This is a genomic window from Nocardia sp. NPDC056100, from assembly GCF_042266325.1.
In the GTDB taxonomy this organism is placed as follows: Bacteria; Actinomycetota; Actinomycetes; order Mycobacteriales; family Mycobacteriaceae; genus Nocardia.
Genome location: NZ_JBHJVY010000008.1, coordinates 151,094 through 171,175, shown reverse-complemented (window position 1 = coordinate 171,175; position 20,082 = coordinate 151,094). Strand labels below are relative to the sequence as shown.

Annotated in this window: 18 protein-coding genes and 1 tRNA gene; 11 read left to right on the top strand and 8 right to left on the bottom strand. The window is 64.3% G+C overall.

The features are described 5' to 3' along the window. Positions 1-21: 21 nt before the first annotated feature. Positions 22-792 (bottom strand): alpha/beta fold hydrolase, encoded by a 771-nt coding sequence (locus ACFC0O_RS44670; RefSeq protein ID WP_375968381.1) that lies wholly within the window; start codon positions 790-792, stop codon positions 22-24. 45 nt (positions 793-837) lie between these two features. On the opposite strand from ACFC0O_RS44670, the gene ACFC0O_RS44665 reads away from it, so the two are divergent. The 6 genes from ACFC0O_RS44665 (at position 838) to ACFC0O_RS44640 (ending at position 6,401) form a co-directional block, all read left to right on the top strand. Then, positions 838-1,212 carry a MerR family transcriptional regulator gene (locus ACFC0O_RS44665; RefSeq protein WP_375968380.1) on the top strand — a complete coding sequence of 125 codons (375 nt, stop codon included), beginning with the start codon at positions 838-840 and terminating at the stop codon, positions 1,210-1,212. A gap of 153 nt (positions 1,213-1,365) precedes the next feature. Beyond that, positions 1,366-2,796 carry an amino acid permease gene (locus tag ACFC0O_RS44660; protein WP_375968379.1) on the top strand — a complete coding sequence of 477 codons (1,431 nt, stop codon included), beginning with the start codon at positions 1,366-1,368 and terminating at the stop codon, positions 2,794-2,796. A gap of 10 nt (positions 2,797-2,806) precedes the next feature. Next, the gene (locus ACFC0O_RS44655) at positions 2,807-3,619 is read left to right on the top strand and encodes a serine hydrolase domain-containing protein (protein WP_375968378.1); all 813 of its coding nucleotides are present in this window, start codon (positions 2,807-2,809) and stop codon (positions 3,617-3,619) included. A 119-nt stretch (positions 3,620-3,738) separates the two neighbouring features. Continuing rightward, entirely contained in the window at positions 3,739-4,272 is a 534-nt protein-coding gene (locus tag ACFC0O_RS44650) for a DUF3145 domain-containing protein (RefSeq protein WP_364638265.1), read from the top strand. A 65-nt stretch (positions 4,273-4,337) separates the two neighbouring features. Beyond that, positions 4,338-4,751: a hypothetical protein gene (locus tag ACFC0O_RS44645; protein ID WP_375968377.1), complete on the top strand. Its 414-nt coding sequence runs from the start codon at positions 4,338-4,340 to the stop codon at positions 4,749-4,751. A 258-nt stretch (positions 4,752-5,009) separates the two neighbouring features. Beyond that, entirely contained in the window at positions 5,010-6,401 is a 1,392-nt protein-coding gene (locus ACFC0O_RS44640; RefSeq protein ID WP_375968376.1) for an FAD-binding oxidoreductase, read from the top strand. Positions 6,402-6,502: 101 nt separating this feature from the next. Here the strand turns inward: ACFC0O_RS44640 and ACFC0O_RS44635 are convergent, their stop codons facing one another. The 6 genes from ACFC0O_RS44635 to aceE all read right to left on the bottom strand — a co-directional run bounded on the left by ACFC0O_RS44635 (position 6,503) and on the right by aceE (position 15,027). Beyond that, entirely contained in the window at positions 6,503-7,933 is a 1,431-nt protein-coding gene (locus ACFC0O_RS44635) for a carboxyl transferase domain-containing protein (protein WP_364638257.1), read from the bottom strand. Positions 7,934-8,101: 168 nt separating this feature from the next. After that, the gene (locus tag ACFC0O_RS44630) at positions 8,102-9,352 is read right to left on the bottom strand and encodes a KasA/KasB family beta-ketoacyl-ACP synthase (RefSeq protein WP_375968375.1); all 1,251 of its coding nucleotides are present in this window, start codon (positions 9,350-9,352) and stop codon (positions 8,102-8,104) included. A 10-nt stretch (positions 9,353-9,362) separates the two neighbouring features. Next, a complete protein-coding gene (gene acpM / locus ACFC0O_RS44625; protein ID WP_364638251.1) occupies positions 9,363-9,662 on the bottom strand; it encodes a meromycolate extension acyl carrier protein AcpM in 300 nt (99 codons plus the stop codon). Positions 9,663-9,767: 105 nt separating this feature from the next. Beyond that, entirely contained in the window at positions 9,768-10,682 is a 915-nt protein-coding gene (locus ACFC0O_RS44620) for an ACP S-malonyltransferase (protein WP_364638248.1), read from the bottom strand. A 127-nt stretch (positions 10,683-10,809) separates the two neighbouring features. Then, positions 10,810-12,108, bottom strand: a complete 1,299-nt coding sequence (locus ACFC0O_RS44615) for a helix-turn-helix domain-containing protein (protein WP_364640355.1) — start codon at positions 12,106-12,108, stop codon at positions 10,810-10,812. Positions 12,109-12,153: 45 nt separating this feature from the next. After that, entirely contained in the window at positions 12,154-15,027 is a 2,874-nt protein-coding gene (aceE, locus tag ACFC0O_RS44610; protein WP_375968612.1) for a pyruvate dehydrogenase (acetyl-transferring), homodimeric type, read from the bottom strand. Positions 15,028-15,238: 211 nt separating this feature from the next. Here aceE and ACFC0O_RS44605 point away from each other — a divergent pair, with 211 nt between their 5' ends. From ACFC0O_RS44605 to ACFC0O_RS44590, 4 genes are all read left to right on the top strand, one after another. Beyond that, positions 15,239-15,796: a hypothetical protein gene (locus ACFC0O_RS44605; RefSeq protein ID WP_364638245.1), complete on the top strand. Its 558-nt coding sequence runs from the start codon at positions 15,239-15,241 to the stop codon at positions 15,794-15,796. A gap of 126 nt (positions 15,797-15,922) precedes the next feature. Then, the gene (locus tag ACFC0O_RS44600) at positions 15,923-16,348 is read left to right on the top strand and encodes a DUF3052 domain-containing protein (protein WP_364638242.1); all 426 of its coding nucleotides are present in this window, start codon (positions 15,923-15,925) and stop codon (positions 16,346-16,348) included. An 89-nt stretch (positions 16,349-16,437) separates the two neighbouring features. Continuing rightward, positions 16,438-16,902 (top strand): peroxiredoxin, encoded by a 465-nt coding sequence (locus ACFC0O_RS44595; RefSeq protein WP_375968374.1) that lies wholly within the window; start codon positions 16,438-16,440, stop codon positions 16,900-16,902. 63 nt (positions 16,903-16,965) lie between these two features. After that, positions 16,966-17,037 (top strand) — tRNA-Val (locus tag ACFC0O_RS44590). Positions 17,038-17,123: 86 nt separating this feature from the next. On the opposite strand, the gene ACFC0O_RS44585 is transcribed toward ACFC0O_RS44590, so the two are convergent. Then, positions 17,124-18,221, bottom strand: coding sequence for a tyrosine-type recombinase/integrase (locus tag ACFC0O_RS44585; RefSeq protein WP_375968373.1), 1,098 nt, complete (start codon positions 18,219-18,221; stop codon positions 17,124-17,126). Between the two features lie 350 nt (positions 18,222-18,571). On the opposite strand from ACFC0O_RS44585, the gene ACFC0O_RS44580 reads away from it, so the two are divergent. Beyond that, positions 18,572-20,014 carry a hypothetical protein gene (locus ACFC0O_RS44580; protein WP_375968372.1) on the top strand — a complete coding sequence of 481 codons (1,443 nt, stop codon included), beginning with the start codon at positions 18,572-18,574 and terminating at the stop codon, positions 20,012-20,014. Positions 20,015-20,082 lie beyond the last annotated feature (68 nt).

The following is a 20,082-nucleotide window of genomic DNA, read 5'->3' as shown; positions in this document are numbered from 1 at the left end:
AACCGGACACGCCGGGCGGGGTCAGTGCGCCGATGCGGGGATGCGCGCGAGGAAGTCCTGAATCGCGGCATGCCAGGGCTCCGGATTCTCCAGCATGACGACATGGCCGCCAGAGAGTTCGAGATATTCGGCACCGGCGATGCCCTCGGCCTGACGGCGCGCGTTCGCGGGATCGGAGAGCAGATCACCGGTCAGGCCGATCACCAGCGTGGGCACGGTGATGCGCGCCAGATCCGCGGTGGTGTCGACGGTCTCGATCAGGGTGGCCTGGGCGGCCGTCCCGCCCGGAACGCTCGCGGCCAGCTGCTCCAGTACCGTCGAAAGCTGTTCGGGGGAGAGCGCGTTCACGAAATCGGCGCTGAATCCTGCCAGCAGTGCGATGTGCGCGAACAACTCCCGGTCACCGAGGGCCAGGGCGCGTTGCCACAGTTGCACATTGAGCCGCGCGCGATTGTCCGGGCGGGCGAAACCGGCGGTGAGAATCAGGCCGCGCACCCGCTCGGGATGGCGGACGGCGGCGCGCACGGCCACCGCTGTGCCCAGCGAGTATCCGATGATCGTGAACTCCTCGGCTCCCGCCGCATCCGCCTCGGCGACGAGCGCGTCCGCCAGGGCATCCAGCTCCAGCACGGTGTCATCGCCGGGGTAGTCGGGGCCGATCACGAGATGCCGTTCGGCGAGCAGCGGGATCAGTCCGCCGAAATTCGCCTGGATGCCGCCGCCCGCACCGTGCGCGAGCAGCAGTGCGGGGCCGGATCCGGTGACCGTGGTGGAGAGCGAAATGTTCGTCATGGCAGCGACGTTAGGGATTGACATGGATGTGAAGGTCAACCCCGAATGCCGGAGGTCACAGTGCTGATCGGCGAACTATCACAGACCACCGGCGTCGCACCCCGCCTGCTCCGCTACTACGAGGAGCAGGGCCTGCTGACCGCACACCGCGACCCCAACGGCTACCGCAGCTACGACGACTCCGCCCCCACCCGAGTCCACCGCATCCGCGAACTCCTCGACGCGGGCCTGCCCACCCGCGATATCCGCGCCCTACTGCCCTGCGCCATCGACACCGGCATCACCCACTGCGACCACTCCCGAAAAATCGTGCACGACGGCCTCACCCGCCTCGACACCCAAATAGCCGAACTGACCCACCGCCGCGCCCTCCTGGCCCGGCAACAGCAAGCCGTCCAATCCCGCCCCTACGGAACCTGATTCGACCCACCTTCGCCGTAGTCATCCGGCAGGATCCACACCTTTAGCGATATGCCCGATCTTCGCGAGCTGATTGCTGCATCTGTGCTCGCATCCTTCATCACCGGGGTTGCGTGCGGGTAAGAGCGGTTCGAGCCGGTAGCGTGGCGGGACGTGTCAGGACTCTCGTCGATTACCGCATCGTTGCTGCGGACCAAACCCGTGGAGCAGCTCACCTCCGATGGTGAGCACACCGCCTTGCGGCGGAGCATGGGGCTCGTACCGCTGATCGCGTTATCGGTCGGGGCGACGCTGGGGACCGGGATCTTCGTGGTGCTGGGGGAGGCCGCGCCTTTGGCCGGACCCGCGGTGGTCGTCTCCTTCGCTATCGCGGCCCTGGCTGCCCTCTTCTCGGCGCTGTCCTACGCGGAACTGGCCGGGGCCGTGCCGGTTTCCGGATCGGCCTACTCCTACACCTATGCCACGCTCGGCGAGATCATCGCGTGGGTGTGCGGGTGGTGCCTGCTGCTGGAGTACGGGGTTTCGGTGGCGGCGGTCGCGGTCGGGTGGGGCGCGTATCTGAACGAATTCCTCGGATCGACGCTCGGCTGGCGGATTCCCGATGCGCTGTCCTCCGCGCCGAGTGAAGGCGGGGTCGTCAATCTGCCCGCCGCGGTCGTGGTGCTGCTCGCGGCGGCCGTACTGCTCGGCGGGATTCGCGAGAGTGCGCGGGTCACCACCGTCACCACGCTGATCAAGATCGCGGTGCTGATTTTCTTTGTGGCGGTGGCGGTTACGGCCTTCAACTCCGACAACCTGCACCCCTTCGCGCCCGCGGGCATCGCCGGTATCGGCTCGGCGGCCTCGATGGTGTTCTTCTCCTTCATCGGTTTCGACGCCGCCTCCACCGCCGGTGAGGAAGCCAAGAATCCGCAGCGGGATCTCCCGCGCGCCATCATCATCTCGCTCGGCATCGTGACCCTGGTGTACGTGCTGGTCGCGCTCACCGCCGTCGCCGCCGTCGGCGTGGACGATGTCAGCAGTTCGGGGGCCTCGCTGGCGACCGTGCTGGAACAGGTCACCGGGAGGAGCTGGCCCGCAACGATTCTCGCTGCCGGAGCGGTCATCGCCATCGCCTCGGTGGTGCTGACCGTGCTGTACGGGCAGACCCGCATCCTGGTCGCCATGTCCCGCGACGGCCTCATGCCCAAGGTGCTGTCCAAGGTCGGGGCCAAGCGGGTGCCGACCACCAACACCCTGATCGTCGGCGGCGTGGTCGCGGTGCTGTCCGCGCTGATCCCGTTGGGCGAGTTGGTCAATGCCACCAATATCGGCACCCTGGTCTCGTTCGGCCTGGTGAATGTCGGCGTGCTGGTGCTGCGCCGCACCAAACCCGACCTGCCGCGCACCTTCCGGACGCTCGTCCCGCTGGTGCCGCTGCTCGGCGTCGGTATGTGCCTGTGGCTGCTGCGGAATCTGCCCGCGGTCACCTGGCTGGCCTTCACGATGTGGTCGGCGGTCGGGCTGGTGGTGTACTTCAGCTATGGCCGTCGCCGGTCCGCGTTGAATCGGACCCGGCCGGACGCCATCACCGCGGACTCGTAGGCTCGTGATCGTGCGAGCGCTGGAACAGATTCGTCAATGGCCGGTCCGGCATGCCGCGGCCGGTGTCGTGGTCCGAGGTAAGGGTGTCGCCGATTCCGAGGGCGAGCTCGAAAGGGTGTTCCGACTGGCCTCGGTGACCAAACCCCTTGTGGCGTACGCGGTTCTGGTAGCCGTCGAGGAGGGCGCGGTCGAATTGGACCAACCCGCCGGACCGCCCGGCTCCACCGTGCGGCATCTGCTGGCGCACACCTCCGGCCTGGCCTTCGACACCACCGAGGTGCTCGCCGAACCGGGTCTGCGGCGCATCTACTCCAGCGCCGGATTCGAACTGCTCGCCGATTTCGTCGCCGAGCAAACCGCGATTCCCTTCGATCGCTACCTGCACGAGGCGGTCTTCGAACCGCTCGGCATGACGTCCTCGGTGCTGGCCGGGCCCGCCGGACATGCGGGGCAATCCTCGGTCGCAGATCTCCTGCGGTTCGCCGGTGAATTGCTGAATCCCACTATCTTGAGTGCCGAATTGCTCACCGAGGCAAGCACAGTGCAGTTCCCGGGACGCAATGGCGTACTTCCGGGTTACGGGTCGCAGCGTCCCAACGACTGGGGTCTGGGTTTCGAAATTCGGGATCACAAACTCCCGCACTGGACCGGTGGCGCGAATTCCGCGCGCACCTTCGGGCACTTCGGGCAATCGGGAACTTTCCTCTGGGTTGATCCGGAAGTCGGCATGGCGTGTCTCGCTTTGGCGGACGAAAATTTCGGTGACTGGGCGCGCGCGGCATGGCCGACCCTCAGCGATGCCGTGATCGCGGAGTTTGCCTAGAACCACGACACGGCGGACAAGTAACACACGTAACTCCGGGCACTCCAGTAAGCTCGGGCAACACTGGCTGGAGCGGGTCGTTGGGGAAGACGTCCCCGTCGAAGCCGGAGGTGTTAGTGGTGCGCGGAACGAGTCAGTTCGCCGACGCGACGTCTGGTGTGGTCTACATTCATTCGTCGCCGGCGGCGCTGTGCCCGCATATCGAATGGACGCTCACCTCCACCTTGAAGGCGCCCGCGAAACTCCGTTGGACCGCACAGCCCGCGGCCCCCGGAAATTTGCGGGCGACCACCGATTGGTACGGGCCAGTCGGTACCGGTGGACGGTTAGCTGGAGCATTGCGAGATTGGCCCGTCCTAGCCTTCGAGGTCACCGAGGATCCCAGCGAAGGGGTCGACGGTGAGCGCTACAGCTTCGTGCCCGGCCTCGGCCTCTGGCACGGCGCGACCGGTGCCAGCGGCGATGTCATGGTGGGGGAGATGCGACTGCGCTCGATAGTCGCCGAGGCACGCGAACGCGGCCGCGGATCCGCCAATGACATTGCCGCCGAGATCGATCGCGCACTGGGCACGGCATGGGACGATGCCCTCGAACCCTTCCGCCTCGGCGGTGAGGGCGCGGAGGTCACCTGGCTGCGCCGCGACGTCGGCTGACGGTCGCCTCCGCCGCACGACACGCCCGACAGTAATCATCGGTTCTGTGCGATAAGGAGATTGCGGTGCGAGGAATCCTGGGTCCGCTGGCCGTCGCGGCACTCGCCGCCACGACGCTCACGCTGACCGCGTGCGGGGACGGCGACAGTTCGGCCGCGGTCACCAGCGCGGCCAAACCCACCACCGTTCCCGCGATGGCGGCCCAGCCGCTCCCCGGGCAGGAGGTCGTGCAATGCGGCTCCGGGCCCAATGGGCTCGCCGTGGTCACCTTCACCACCAAGGGCGCGGATTTCTGCCCCACAGCGCTGTCCGTGGCCACCAGCTATGTGCAGGAGCGGACCAAGAAGTCCGAGGGGGACGTGGCCATCGAGGTGGCCGATATGCGCTGGGTATGCGGTGAGCGCCAAGGCGATCCGAATCCGTTCCAGGAGTGCGCCAGCCAGAACGAATCCGCCGACAAGGTGCGCATGCTCTCGTAGATAACCTCGGTCCCGGTCATGGGCGGGTGGCCCACCGTCATCCCGGCGTGCTTTTGGCCGGGATCCACCCTTTCGAGCCCTCTCGCCCTACCGCATCGTGGGCGATGAACTTCGCCCCGCGCACGCCCGTAGTGCTGGTGTGGCGACAGACACACGTCAGTGCCGGGCGACGGTGGAGACCGCGCGGGGTGCGATTACGCCACGCACCCCGGTCCTCACCCCCGGCGAATCTGACGCGGTACGCGAGGGAGCGGCACTGTGACTACGGCTGGATTCGATATCGAAGGGCTGCGGGCCACCATCGACGGCGTGGTGATCACCCCGAAAGACGCCGAATACGATGCGGCGCGGCAGGTTTGGAGTGGAAGTTTCGACCGCCGACCGGCGGTCATCGTGCAACCCGCGTCCGCCGCGGGCGTGGCGAGGGCGCTGCTGCACGCGCGGCGGCACGGACTGGATCTCACCGTGCGCGGTGGAGGACACAATTACGCCGGGCACGCGGTCGCCGATGACGCCATGCTCATCGATCTCGGTGCGCTCGCGAATGTCACCGTCGATCCGGCAACCAAGACCGCCCGCGTCGGCGGCGGGGCCACCTGGGCACAGGTCGACGCGGCGACGGCCGAGCATGCGCTCGCGGTCACCGGCGGCTTCATCAGCGATACCGGCGTCGGCGGGCTCACCCTCGGCGGCGGTATGGGCTGGCTCACCGCGCGCTGCGGATTGTCCTGTGACAGTGTGATTTCCGCGCAGGTGGTGACCGCCGACGGTCATATCGTCACGGCCTCCGCCGATGAGAATCCGGACCTGCACTGGGCGATCCGCGGCGGCGGCGGCAATTTCGGCATCGTCACCGAATTCACCTTCGCCCTGCATGATCTGCCGCCGCTGGCCCAGCTCACCATGCTCTACTGGACCCCCGCGGACGGGGAGGCGGGACTCGCGGCGGGCGTCGAGCGCATGCAGACCCTGCCCGACGGTTACACCGGCGCACTGCTGGCAGTCAGCTCTCCGCCGCTGCCGTTCGTCCCCGAGCAGTATCAGGGTCAGCCCGGATTCGTCACTGCCGTAGTAGGTTTCGGCACTCCCGAGGAACTGGCCGAGGTGGTAGCGCCCCTGCGCGCGGCGGCACCGGCCCCCGCCTGGGAACTGGTCACCCCCATCCCGTACACCGCGCTCCAGCAGATGTTCGACGATGCCGCCCCGCGCGGCTTGCCCGCCTACGAGAAGTCGCTCTACATAGACGATCTCAACGCCGAGGTGATCGCCGAACTGGTGGCCCGCTTCCCCCAGCGCAAATCCCCCCTGACCATCGCCCCCATCTTCCCCCTGCGCGGCCGCTACTCCGAAACAGCAGACGACGCAACGGCATTCGGCGGCTCCCGGCAACCCTGCTGGGCGGTGAACCTCAGCGCCCTGTGCCCCGACCCCGCCGATTTCGACGCCGAACGCGCCTGGGTCCGCGACACCTGGGACGCCCTGCTCCCGCACGCCCGCTCGGACGCCGGCTACATCAACTTCCTCGTCGACGACGACCAACAGCGCATCCGAGACACCTACGGCGACAAGTACTCCCGCCTCGCCGCCCTCAAAACCACCTGGGATCCGGACAACATCCTGCACCACAACGCCAACATCCGCCCGGCCTGATCCGGTCGCATAGCGGCCTGCGCTGGTGCGGATACGAAAATGGGCGGCCTCCGGGGAGGCCGCCCATTTACTGTGCCCCGCAGGGCTTTACGTGCGAATCCCTACAGCGGGATGTTCTTCAGGTGGCTCGGGCGGGACGGGGCCGCGGCCAGTGCGGCGGCGATGATCGAGCGGGTCTTGCTCGGATCGATGACCTCGTCCACCACGCCGATTGCCACGGCGCGTTCCACGCCGCCCGCGATCTGCTCGTGCTCGACGGTCAGGCGTTCGATCAGGGCCTCGCGCTCCTCCTCCGGAGCGGCGGCGATGGCGCGCTTGTGGAGAATGCCGACGGCGGCCTTGGCGCCCATGACGGCGACTTCGGAACCGGGCCAGGCGTATACGGCGGTGGCGCCGAGCGAGCGGGCGTTCATCGCGATGTACGCACCGCCGTAGATCTTCCGGGTCACCAGGGTGACGCGCGGGACGCGGGCTTCGGCGAACGCGTGCAGCAGCTTCGCGCCGCGGCGGACCACGCCTTCCCACTCCATCGACACACCGGGCAGGTAGCCGGGCACATCGGTGACGACCACCAGCGGAATGCCGAACGAGTTGCACAGGCGCACGAAACGCGCTGCCTTCTCGGCACTTTCGGAGTTCAGGCAGCCACCCATGCGGATCGGGTTGTTGGCCAGCACACCCACGGTGCGCCCGCCGAGACGGCCCAGACCGGTCACGATCGACCGCGCGTACCCGCCCTGCAATTCCTCGAAAGAGCTTTCGCCGTCGACATTGTCGAGCAGCTCGTGCACGATCGGCTTCACGTCGTAGGCGCGCTTGGCCGACGCGGGCAGCATGGCCTTCAGATCGACATCGCCGTGCGCGGCGGCGACCAGATCGAACTCGCCCTGCTCGGCGAACATCGACACCAGCCGACGCCCGCGATGCAGCGCATCGGCCTCGTCATTGGCGACGATATGGCACACACCCGACTTCTTGCCGTGCGTGACCGGCCCGCCCAGAGTCGCCATATCCACGTTCTCGCCGGTGACGCTCTTGACCACGTCGGGACCGGTGACGAAGACACGGCCCTCGGGGGCCATGATCACGATATCGGTGAGTGCGGGACCGTACGCGGCGCCACCGGCGGCGAAGCCGAGCACCACGGAAATCTGCGGGACGAGACCGGACGCGCGAACCATGGCCTCGAAGACCAGTCCGACGGCGTGCAGGGCCTCGACACCTTCGGCGAGCCGGGCGCCGCCCGAATGCCAGATGCCGACAACGGGAATCTTGGAGTCGATCGCGGTATCGATCGCGTCGACGATGTGCTTGCAACCCTCCACACCCATCGCACCGCCCATGACGGTCGCGTCGGAGCAGTAGGCGACGGTGCGAACGCCATCGACCTCACCCATGGCGGCGAGTACGCCGGACTTGTCACGGGGATGCAGCGGGAGCACGGTCCCGGGATCGAAGAAGCGCTGCAATCGACCCAGCGGGTCGCGGGGATCGAGCGCGGTGTCGGCATGAGCCGGAGCCATGATGGTCATCGCATACTCTCCTCTTGATTAAGGAAGTGCGGTCGCCTGAGAGCGGCTGCGAAAATGTCGAAGTCCCGGGGGGATTCGGGTGCGGGATCGCATCCGAATCCCCGCCGGGACCACTTGTCTTACAAACCGGCGCTGCGGTGCCGAGTTATCGGTGCACCAGTTGGTGCGTCAGTACCGGCCGAAGGCGAGCGCGACATTGTGCCCACCGAAACCGAAAGAGTTGTTGATCGCGTACTCGATGTCCTGACGACGAGCTTCGCCGTGCACGACATCCAGGTCGATCTCCGGATCCTGGTTCTCCAGATTCAGCGTCGGAGGGACGATGCCGTCCCGGATGCTGAGGACCGTGAGTACCGACTCGAGCGCGCCGACGGCGCCGATCGAGTGGCCCAGGGCGGACTTGGGTGCGTAGACCGAGGCATGGGCAACGCCAGCCTTGTGAATCGCGTTCTTCTCCGCGGTGTCACCGATGGGGGTGGCAGTCGCGTGCGCGTTGACGTGGGTGATGTCCTTGGGGGACAGACCCGCCGTCTGCATCGCGCGCTGCATGGCCCGACCGGCACCCGTGCCCTCCGGATCCGGCGCCACCAGGTGGAAGCCGTCCGAAGTGATGCCCGCGCCCATCAACCGGGCGTGGATGGTCGCACCACGAGCCTTGGCGCTCTCCTCGGTCTCGACGACCATGAGTGCGCCCGCTTCGCCGAAGACGAAGCCGTCACGATCCTTGTCGAACGGACGCGAGGCGCCCTTCGGATCGTCGTTGCGAGTGCTCATCGCACGCATCATCGAGAAGGCCGCGATCGGCACCGAATCGATGAAGCCTTCGACGCCACCGGTGACGACCATATCGGCGTCACCCATGACGATCATCCGCCACGCGTTGGCGATGGCTTCCGAACCCGACGAGCACGCCGAGACCGGAGTGATCACTCCTGCCCGGGCCTTGAGCTCGAGACCGACAACGGCGGAGGGACCATTCGGCATGACCATCTGAACAGCCAGCGGCGAGATCTTGCGATAGCCACCGTTCTTCAGCTTGTCGACCGAATCGATGAGCGCGTCGCCGCCACCGAGGCCGGTGCCGATCGCGACGCCGAGGCGCAGCGGGTCGACCTCGGGGGAGCCGGCGTTCTTCCAGACTTCGCGACCGAGGACGGTCGCCAGCCGCTCGACATACGCCATACGGCGAATCTCGACCCGGCTGAGCAGCGTGTCCGGCGACACCTTCAGGTGTCCGCCGATGCGAACCGGAAGGTCGTACTCCTCGATGAAGTCGTCCTCGAGAACGTCAATGCCGCTCTCGCCGTTGAGGAGTCCCTTCCACGTCGCATCGACGTCACCGGCGATCGACGTGGTCGCCGCCATGCTCGTGACGACAACGTTGGGGAAGTTCCCGTTCAAGGTGGAAGGAGTGGTCACAGTTGCGGTCCTACTCGTTTCCGAACTTGGACTTGAGCTCCGCAGCGGCGTCGGCGTTCTCGGCCTCCAGCTTCTGGATGTAGGAGACGGCGTCGCCGACGGTCTTCAGGCTGGCAAGATCCTCGTCCGGGATCTTGACGCCGTACTTGTCCTCGGTCTGAACGGCGATCTCGACCATCGACAGGGAGTCGATGTCCAGGTCGTCGACGAAGGACTTCTCGATGGTCACCTCGGAGGGCTCGATACCGGTCACCTCTTCGATGATCTTGCCGAGCTCTTCGACGATCTGTTCCTGGGTCAGAGCGGCCACTGTGGTGGCTCCCTTCTTGATTCCTGTAGTGGGTCGATTTTTTGGTTTTCGTGCTTGCGGCTCGTTTGCCTTCGTCGCCGTTGACGAAGCGAGCCGCGAGTCAAGCTAGCCCGTGGTGGTGAGTTCGGCCAGCGCGGGGATGTCCGCGGGAGTCTTCAGCGCCAGATTCGGGGTGCCCTTGAGCTCCCGCTTGGCGATGCCGACCAGGGTGCCGGCCGGTGGCAGCTCTGCCACCGCGGAAACACCTGCCGCGCGAACGGTTTCGGTGCACAGATCCCAGCGCACGGGGCGCGTGACCTGGGCAGCGAGCTTATCGACCGCATCCTGTCCGGAGCTCACCGGCTTACCGTCGAAGTTCGACAGCAGGGTCCGGATCGGCTCACCGGGAGCGATCTTGGCGATGGCCGCTGCCACTGCGTCCTGGGCGGGTGCCATGAACGCGGTGTGGAAAGCGCCTGCGACGGGAAGGGCTCGGACGCGCGCCTTTTCGGGCGGGTTGCTCGCAAGCTCTGCGAGCGCGTCCAGCCTACCCGCCGCCACGATCTGACCGACCGCGTTGCGGTTGGCCGGGATCAGGCCGAGTTCGTCGAGCCGGGCGAGCACGACGGCTTCGTCACCGCCGAGCACCGCGGACATACCGGTCGGCTCGAGTGCGCAAGCCTTGGCCATCTCCGCACCGCGGAGAGCGGCCAGTGCTACCGCGTCATCGGAGGAGATGATCCCCGCGATGGCGGCGGCGGCAAGTTCGCCTACCGAGTGTCCGGCGACGATGGTATCCGCGGGAAGCGAATCCGTGGGGATTTCCGCGAAGGCCAGAAGTGCTGCCGCGACCACCAGAGGCTGAGTCACCGCGGTATCGGTGATCTCCTCGGCGGTCGCCGTGGTACCCAACCGCAGCAGGTCCAGTCCCGAAGCCTTCGACCACAGCGCGATTCGATCGGCCGCGCCGGGCAGTTCGAGCCAAGGGGTGAGCATGCCGGGTGTCTGAGAGCCCTGTCCTGGGGCGAACACTGCGATCACGTCTCTAGAAAACACTGTGGTGCCCATCTCACGAGATGTCGGCGCGAATGAAGCTTGCCGGAGTCTTTTGTGAGGAGTCTACAAAAGGGCACGTGGGTTGGTCGGATCGTCCGATTCCCCAGACGCGTTACATCCCATCTTTAGGTTCTGTGACGGGGGTTACATCTGGGGCCGAAGTAGGCGATTCGTTACGGATTCGCGTCAGGCGACCTATCGTGGACGCGATTCGTAACACGTAGGCATCGCGCGGGTTCATCGGATCACGTCCCGTGATGTCGGCGATTCGCTTCAACCGATAGCGGACGGTATTTGGATGAACGAACAGTTGCCGTGCGCAAGTCTCTACGGCACCGCCGCAGTCCAGGTAGGCGTCCAAGGTATTGGACAGCTCGCCCGCAGCGGCGGCCAACGGTAACACAAGCAGCTCGTTGAGGGCGGTTACCGCGGCACGATCTCCCAAAAGCGCACGCTCGGGCAGAAGTTCGGTCGCGTGCACCGGGCGTGGCGCGCTGCGCCAGCCCACCACGGCCTCCATACCGGCCATCGCCTCGACAGAACTTATATGTGCGACCGACAGCGTGCGGGTGGTCGGGCCGATGACCACCGGACCGTCCGAGAAAGCCTCGCTGAGCAGGTCGGCGAGGAAGGGCGAGGGATACATGGTGTCGCCCAGATGGCCGCTGACCACCATGACCAGGCGCGAACCCTGCACCACAGCCAGGGCATTGCGGCCGTGCCGAGCCGCCACCGAATGCACCGAACCGACCACGGCTACTTGATCTTTGGGGGGCGTGCCGACGAGCACCGTCGCCGGTGCGGTGGCATCCCAGTTGAGAGTCGCGGCGCGCGAGAGCATTTCGGGACCGGTATCGCCGCGCACCACCGCGTCCACGACCAGCGCTTCCAGCCGGGTATCCCAGGCACCGCGTGATTCCGCCGCGCTGGCGTACACCGAGGCGGCCGCGAAGCCCAGCTCACGGCCGTATCGCAGCACCGCCTCGGTCAATGCCACCAGCTGCCGGTCGTTGCGCGCCAGCGCGGGCAGCCACTGTTCGAAGAACTCCATGGCCACGCGAACCATGTCGACGGTCTGGCGCAGCGTCAGCCGCCGCGCCAGATCATCCGGGATGACCTGGAAAGCGTCCAGGCTGAACCTGATATCGCTCTCCGGATCCTGCAGCCACTCCAGGAAGTTCACCACCGCGGTCTGCACCAGCATCTGGACACCGGCGCGTTGCGCGGCATCCAGATTGGCGAAGAACGGCAACCGCTCCTGCATCGAGGACACGGCCTCGGTGGAGAGTCGGCCCGAGAACTGTTTTACCCGCTTGAGCAGCGTGTCCGGTAGGGGATCTCGGGTCTGGCGGTTCGGCGAGAGCGCGCCGGTCGGAAGGTAGACCTCGTGTTCGGAGGAGCCTTCGTTGATCCGGCGCGGCCTCGGCGGTTTACGTTCCACGGTGTTAATCGTGCGTTATGCGTCGCCACCTTCACTACCGGGTGCCGCCTTCGGCGCGGCGTTCACATCGTCGATGCGGTATTTGGCGGCTGCCTCGACCAGCTTGGCGCGGTCGATCTTTCCGGCCTCGGCGAGCCCGGAAAGGGCCGCTACCACGATCGATGCGGCATCCACGTTGAAGACGCGGCGTGCTGCCGGACGGGTGTCGGAGAAACCGAAACCGTCCGTGCCGAGCGAGATGAACTTGCCCGGTACCCACTGGCGGATCTGATCCGGTACCGCGCGCATCCAGTCCGAGGCGGCCACGAACGGGCCCTCGGCCTGTCCGAGCGCCTGGGTGATGTACGGCTGGCCCGGATCGGTGTCCGGATGCCGCAACTTCTGGATCTCCTTGGCGAGAGCCTCTTTTCGCAGCTCACCCCAGGAGGTCACGGACCAGACGTCGGCCTGTACGCCCCACTCCTCGGCCAGCATCTCCTGGGCGCGCAGGCCGTCGGGCATGGTGACGCCCGCGACCAGGATCTGGGCGCGCACCGCGCCCTCACCACCGCGCTTGTAGAGGTAGATGCCCTTGAGCAGGCCCTCCACATCCAGGTTCTCCGGCTCGGCCGGCTGTGACTGCGGCTCGTTGTAGAGGGTGATGTAGTAGAAGATGTCCTCGCCGCCGAAGTCGTGATGCTCCGAATGCGCTTCGGGATCGGTGCCCGGCAAGGCTTCTTGATATCCGGTGATGCCGACGCCGCCGCCGTACATGCGGCGCAAGCCATCTCGCACGATATGGGCGATTTCGAAGGCGAAGGCCGGGTCGTACGGGACGCACGCCGGATTGGTCGACGCCAGCAGCAGCGAGTGACCGTCGTTGTGCTGCAGGCCCTCTCCGGTCAGCGTTGTTCGCCCGGCGGTTGCTCCGAGCACGAATCCGCGCGCCATCTGATCCGCGGCGGCCCACAGACCGTCCCCGGTGCGCTGGAAACCGAACATCGAGTAGAAGATGTACAGCGGGATCATCGGCTCGCCGTGCGTGCTGTACGAGGTGCCTACGGCCGTGAAGGACGCGGTCGATCCGGCCTCGTTGATGCCCTCGTGCAGAATCTGGCCGATGCTCGACTCTTTGTAGGCAAGCATCAATTCGGCGTCGACCGATGTGTACAACTGACCGTTGCGGTTGTAGATCTTCAACGAAGGGAACCACGAGTCCATACCGAAGGTACGGGCCTCGTCGGGGATGATCGGCACGATGCGCTTGCCGATTTCCTTGTCCCGCAGCAGTTCCTTCATGAGGCGCACGAAGGCCATCGTGGTGGCCACGCTCTGCTTGCCCGAGCCCTTGCGGACCGAACGGTAGGCCTCATCGCCCGGAAGTTGCAGAGGCTTTGCTGCGGTACGCCTCTCGGGCACGAAACCGCCCAGCTGCTTACGGCGGCCCATCATGTACTGGATCTCCGGCGCGTCCATACCGGGGTGGTAGTACGGCGGCAGATACGGATTGGCCTCGAGCTGCTCATCGGTGATCGGAATGCGCTGCACATCGCGGAACGACTTGAGGTCGTCCAGCGTCATCTTCTTCATCTGGTGCGTGGCATTGCGGGCCTCGAAGTGCTTGCCCAGGCCGTAGCCCTTGATGGTCTTGGCGATGATGACCGTCGGCTGGCCCTTGTGCGCCATGGCCGCCGCGTACGCCGCGTAGATCTTGCGGTAGTCGTGGCCGCCGCGCTTGAGGTTCCAGACCTGACTGTCGGACAGGCCCTTCACCAGCTCCTTGGTGCGCGGGTCGCGTCCGAAGAAGTGTTCGCGCACGTACGCGCCGTCATTGGCCTTGTACGTCTGGTAGTCGCCGTCGGGGGTGGTGTTCATCAGGTTGACCAGCGCGCCGTCGCGGTCGGCTTGGAGTAGCGAGTCCCACTCGCGGCCCCAGACCACCTTGATGACATTCCAGCCGGCGCCGCGGAAGAACGACTCCAGTTCCTGAATGATCTTGCCGTTACCGCGCACCGGGCCGTCCAGGCGCTGCAGGTTGGCGTTGATGACGAAGGTCAGATTGTCCAGGCCCTCGTTCGCGGCGACCTGGATGAGGCCGCGCGATTCCGGCTCGTCCATCTCGCCGTCGCCGAGGAAGGCCCACACGTGCTGATCGGAGGTGTCCTTGATACCGCGATCGTGCAGGTAATGATTGAAACGCGCCTGGTAGATGGCGTTCATCGGGCCCAAACCCATGGAGACCGTGGGGAATTCCCAGAAGTCCGGCATGAGTCGCGGATGCGGGTAGGACGAGAGACCGGCTCCGGGGCCGCCGTGGGAGTACTCCTGGCGGAACCCGTCCATCTGGTCTTCGGTGAGGCGGCCCTCGAGGAAGGCGCGCGCGTAGATACCGGGGGAGGCGTGGCCCTGGATGTAGACCTGGTCGCCGCCGCCGGGATGATCCTTACCGCGGAAGAAGTGGTTGAAACCCACCTCGTACAGGGCCGATGACGACGCGTAGGTCGAAATATGGCCGCCGACACCGATTCCGGGGCGCTGGGCGCGGTGCACCATGACCGCGGCGTTCCAGCGGATGTAGGCGCGGAAGCGGCGTTCGGTTTCCTCGTCGCCGGGGAACCAGGGCTCGTTCTCGGTGGGGATGGTGTTCACATAGTCGGTCGAAGTCAGCGCGGGGATCGCGACGTGGCGTTCGCCGGCACGCTCCAGCATCCGCAGCATGAGGTAGCGGGCGCGACCCGGTCCTTCACGCTCGAGCATTTCATCGAAGCTGTCCAGCCATTCGCTGGTCTCCTCCGGATCAATGTCCGGAAGATATGACGCCACCCCCTCGCGGATCACTCGGACCCGGCCCCCCGCCGGGCGATTTCGTGCCGTGCCGTTTGTGGGACTCGACGAAGGATTGGGGTGCATCAGGTCGGTCAAGACGATTGCTCCTCGTACACAGGGTGGGACATCTGATAGGCGTCATTCACCCGGGCAGTCGCTGGTGTGCGGCATACCCGTAACGATTGGTTTGGGGCGCATCTCACATCCTTGTGCATGATGCGTCCCAGCTCATCATGTCAGCAGACGATCCAGTACCGTTCTCCAGGGAACCGGCTCAGGCAGGAACGGGGAGACGATGAAGCTGCTGAACCCGCGTGGGTTCGGATTGGCATGTGCGACCGTCACGGTCGGGCTGGGGCTTGTTGTCGCAGGTTGCGCCAGCACCGTCGAGGGTACCGCGACGGTGAATCAGGCGGATGCGACCTCGTACAAGGCCGAGGCCGCGGCATCGTCGACGGCGGCCGCGGCGTCGAAAGCCGCCGCCGCGCAGGCGAAGGCGGTGACCGATAACTGCGATCCGTTCCGCGCTACCACGGGCACCGCTGTGGATCGCTACAACGATTTCGTGGACGCGCACGACGGGCAGACCGCCGACCAGGCCGATAAGCGGGAGGCCGCGGCGAACGCTTTGGACGATGCGGCGAAGACGGTCGAGGGGCGGGTGACCGCGTCCGGCGCGGACCTGGCGGCCGATCTGGCGCAGAAGTTCACCGATTACATCGGCGCGGCGCGCGGATTGGCCGCGGAAGTTCGAAAAATGACGAACAGCTCGTCGGTGGGACCGCTCAATGACGCGAGTCACAAGGTCAACGATGCTTTGAACGCGGTCCGGAACGCTTGCCCGGCACGGTGATCCGGGTGGGCGTGAGGTCTCACATACGACATTTAGGGTGCGAATTCGGCCGATCAGCTTGCGCTACGGGCCATAACCATGTTCGCTTGCATCTACCTATTGTCTGGAGTTGAGGAGGACGCCACCGTGGTCGCCGCGGCGGACGCGCAGAACTACGCTCAGAAGCTTGGCATTACTCACGGAATGGTGATTCAGGAACTGGGCTGGGACGAGGATACCGACGACGGCCTGCGGGCCGCCGTTGAAGAGGCCATCGGGTCCGAAATGCTCGACGAAGACACCGATGAGGTCGTCGACGTCGTGCTTTTGTGGTGGCGGGACGGAGACGGCGACTTGGTCGACGAACTCCTCAACGTGATCACCCCGCTGGCCGATGACGGCATCGTCTGGGTCTTGACACCCAAGACCGGCCATAGTGGCCATGTGGATCCGGCGGAAATCGCCGAGTCCGCATCTCCGGCGGGCCTGACCCAAACCTCGTCGATCAGCCTGGGCAACGACTGGTCGGGAAGCCGCCTGGTACAACCCAAGACGCCCTCGAAGCAGCGCTGACCGCGTCTTCGCTAAGGTCTTCGAATGGACGGCGTGTCACATGTCGTGGCACGCCGTCCTCGAATGCCCGGACACGATGGAGGTTTCGCATGCCACTAGAGGTCGGCACGGTCGCACCGGACTTCACCCTGAAGGACCAGAACAACCAGGAAGTCTCGCTGTCGAGCTACCGCGGTGAGAAGAACGTCCTGGTCGTCTTCTACCCCCTGGCCTTCACGGGTATCTGCCAGGGCGAGCTGTGCAAGGTCCGGGACGAACTCCCCAAGTTCCAGAACGACAACGCCGAAATCCTCGCGATCTCGGTAGGCCCCCCGCCCACCCACAAGATCTGGGCCGCCGAACAGGGCTACACCTTCCCCCTGCTGTCCGACTTCTGGCCGCACGGCGCGGTAGCCCAGTCGTACGGAGTCTTCAACGAGAAATCCGGCTACCCCAACCGCGGAACGTTCGTCATCGACAAGGACGGAATCATCCGTTTCGCCGAAATGAACGGCCCCGGAGAGGCCCGTGACCAGCAGGCTTGGGAGAAAGCCCTCGCCGCGCTAGATTCATAACCCGTCACCCGCGAATCCCAAGATCCGCGAACGACATCCGACCCGGCCCCGCCGGGACGACTCGGGCGTATAGCTCAGTGGTAGAGCACTGGTTTTACACACCAGCGGTCCGCGGTTCGAAACCGCGTGCGCCCACCTCGAACCGGCAGGTGCCTCCAGGTATCTGCCGGTTTCTTTTGCCCCATGGCCCGATTCATGGGACAAACGTGGGGCACCGGCAGTTAGCCGAGGGTCTTTCGGACATCGGGCCATTGGCTTTCTCCTTGCCTGGCGTAACGCTGGGTCGTGCGCACCGAGGCGTGACCCAGCAGCAGTTGCACTTGATCTAGTGGGACCTTGGCGCGCACCAGCCGACTCGCGTAGGTGTGCCGGAGATCGTTGGGCCGCACCTTCCCGATTCGGCGTCTGTCGTCACCCTCTCCCACCCACGCGACTCGCGCTGCGGCGACAAATCGATCCCTGAAGTTGTCTTGATCGAACGGGCGGTTGTCCGTGTGAGCCAGTAGGAGGCCGCTGCGCACGGTTCGACCGCTGACATAGGGGACGGGGGCCGGCGTACCGAGTCCATCGCGCTTGATCACCGCGGCAAGTGTTTTGGTCAACGTCGGCCCAATCGGGATGACACGGCGCTCATGATCTTTCGGAGCCTTCATCCGCCTGGCGGCTTTGTCCCATGCCCACTCGATCGTCACCGTCTGACGTTTGAGGTCGATGTGTTCCTTATGGAGTCCTTGTGCTTCGCCCATCCGCATGCCCGTACCAAGTAGCACGTCGACAATGAGTTGATCGATCGGCTCCAGGGGATCGCGAAGGCCGTTGACCTCTTCGTCTTCGAGGTGCCGCTCCGGCGAAGGGCCGGGCTTGGGCAGTTTTATGTCGACGCAGGGGCTTTCAGCGATCAGCTTGGCCATGCGCGCCGCTTTCATGGAGCCGCTGAGGAGGCGGTAACACTTGTCGACGGTTGTCGGTGCGAGAGTCTTGCTCAGTCCGACTACCCACTCCTGGACGTCCGGCTGGGTGATGTCGGTGAGCAACCAGCTGCCCCACTTCGGTACGAGGTGCTTGTTGATGCGTTGGGTATCGATCTTCTGGGTGCCTTCTTCGACGGTGCGCAACAGCGTCCATCGGGGAAGCCACTCGGACCATGTGGTGGCAGGCGTGGGGCGTGAGGGATTCTCGCGCTCCGCATCTTCTTTGGCGGCGGCCTTGCGCCTGCCGATGTCCTTCGAGGTGAGGATTCCCGCACTTCGTTTGTGGCCGTGCTTGTCTCGGTAGACAGCGCGGTATCTACCACTCGGAAGTTTCTCGGCCCACCCCATGTCAGACATGCTCGAGAGCTGTACCACGAGGAGCCGGACGAGTTGGCCTTCGCATTAGTGGCTTATCGGCGGAGGGAACCCGAGCGGCGAGGAGGACGCACGTCCAGCAACAATGGCCTACCCGCGCAGTGCGGTTGCGACCGAAAGATTCGCGTCTCACGTAATGTCTTCAACGCCGGGCCGATCTACTGTGGCAACTGTGGTGGGGCGTTCGACGTTGAGGGTGAAGCTCGTATCGACGGTAACGACAGACTTCCGTGTCGTGATCAATAGGGTCTGAGCAAGGCCGCTCAAGAAAAACCCGATGCGATACGTGCTCGCGGGGCGTATTTTGATATATATGTCAATTCGTGACAGTGATTCATAAGGTTTGGGATATGTGCGCAGACAGGGACTATGAATATAGGGATGGTTGGGTTCGTTTTATCAAAGAAGCACTCATTTCAGCGGGCGAGAATGAAATAGTTTCTGATGACGTCGATCGGTTGAGGGAGCAACTAGCCATTGTCGGCTATGACCTCCTATACTGTCTTGACTCGGGATTGTATTTGCGGCAATCCAACTCGCAACCTTACAGTTATAGGTGGGAAAAGCCTGTTCTGATCAAAACGGATAACATTAGATCGCTCGCGGAACAGCTACCGTTGAAACCGGAGCTTCTCGAAGATTATTTTGGATTTACTCTCAATTCCGGATATGTTGAAATCGAGGTATTGCAAGCTGATTATGCATTCGATATGTTGAAAGACCTTGATTTGGATGTTTCCGGTGGAGAATTGGAGTGTCGACATCTGGATAATCCACTGCCGCGCGTTGACGAGTCCATCGGTAACGACACTAAGGAACGGTTCCCCGGGCTGCGGGCCAGGGATCGCAATGTGATCCATGTAGCTGATTCGGCTAGCGGGACATGCCTTGAATTATCGCCGCTGTCACCCTGTGGCGTCCTATTCTCATCGCCGATTAACCTGGATCATTATACATTTCAGTCAGGCGATCGATACCCCAGGGATCTATCTTACTCGTTGAAGGTCTCCTTTGAATCTGAGCTGAAACGTGAAGTTCTAACTGCTCAGGCCATGCGGCTTGCAGGTTCGTTCTTCTATGAACTTGCGACGCGGAATGACTGGGCGATTGAGTTGCGCAGTAGAATTAATCGAAATGGTTGGGGGAGCAGAATCTTTAGCAACTCCTCTAAGATTCGGTTTCCTCGAACGAAGATTTCCATGGAGGTATCGGAACTTTTCTCTTTTGCTGAGAATGTCAAAGATAATCCGCTACTTGCCTTCACCTCGTATTATCAAGTACTGGAGTATTTCTTTCCTTTCGCCGCGAGGCGCGCGATGATTCGGGATATTCGTCGAGAGTTGGCTGACCCGCGATTCGAGGCGACCGATGAATCGATTCTAAGGGTTGCGAGATGCGCAGAATCCGGATCGAGGGCAACCGAATCTGATCAGATTTCGCTTCTGATGGCCGACTCTGTACGTGTAGATATGCTTGAGGAATTTCTGGGTTCTCGAGAATATGAACATCACTTTGGTAAGAATGGACCGATAAAAGGTGTTGAGTTTCTTAATAAGGCCAACGCACATAAATCGCTGACGGCGCAAGTATCTGCGCGGATATACGGAATACGAAATAGAATAGTTCACGCAAAAGATGATCCAAAGTATTCGACTGTTCCAGTGCTGCTCCCGCGGGGTCGAGAGGCGGCAGCCTTGGGGCCGGACGTGGCGTTAGCGCGTTTCTTGGCGGTGGAGGTCATCACGGATGCCCAAGTTTGTAGCTAAGCCATGTCGAGGTCATACACACTGCGGGCTTGACTGTCGGCCTCTGACTGGAGACCCAGGCGGTGTGG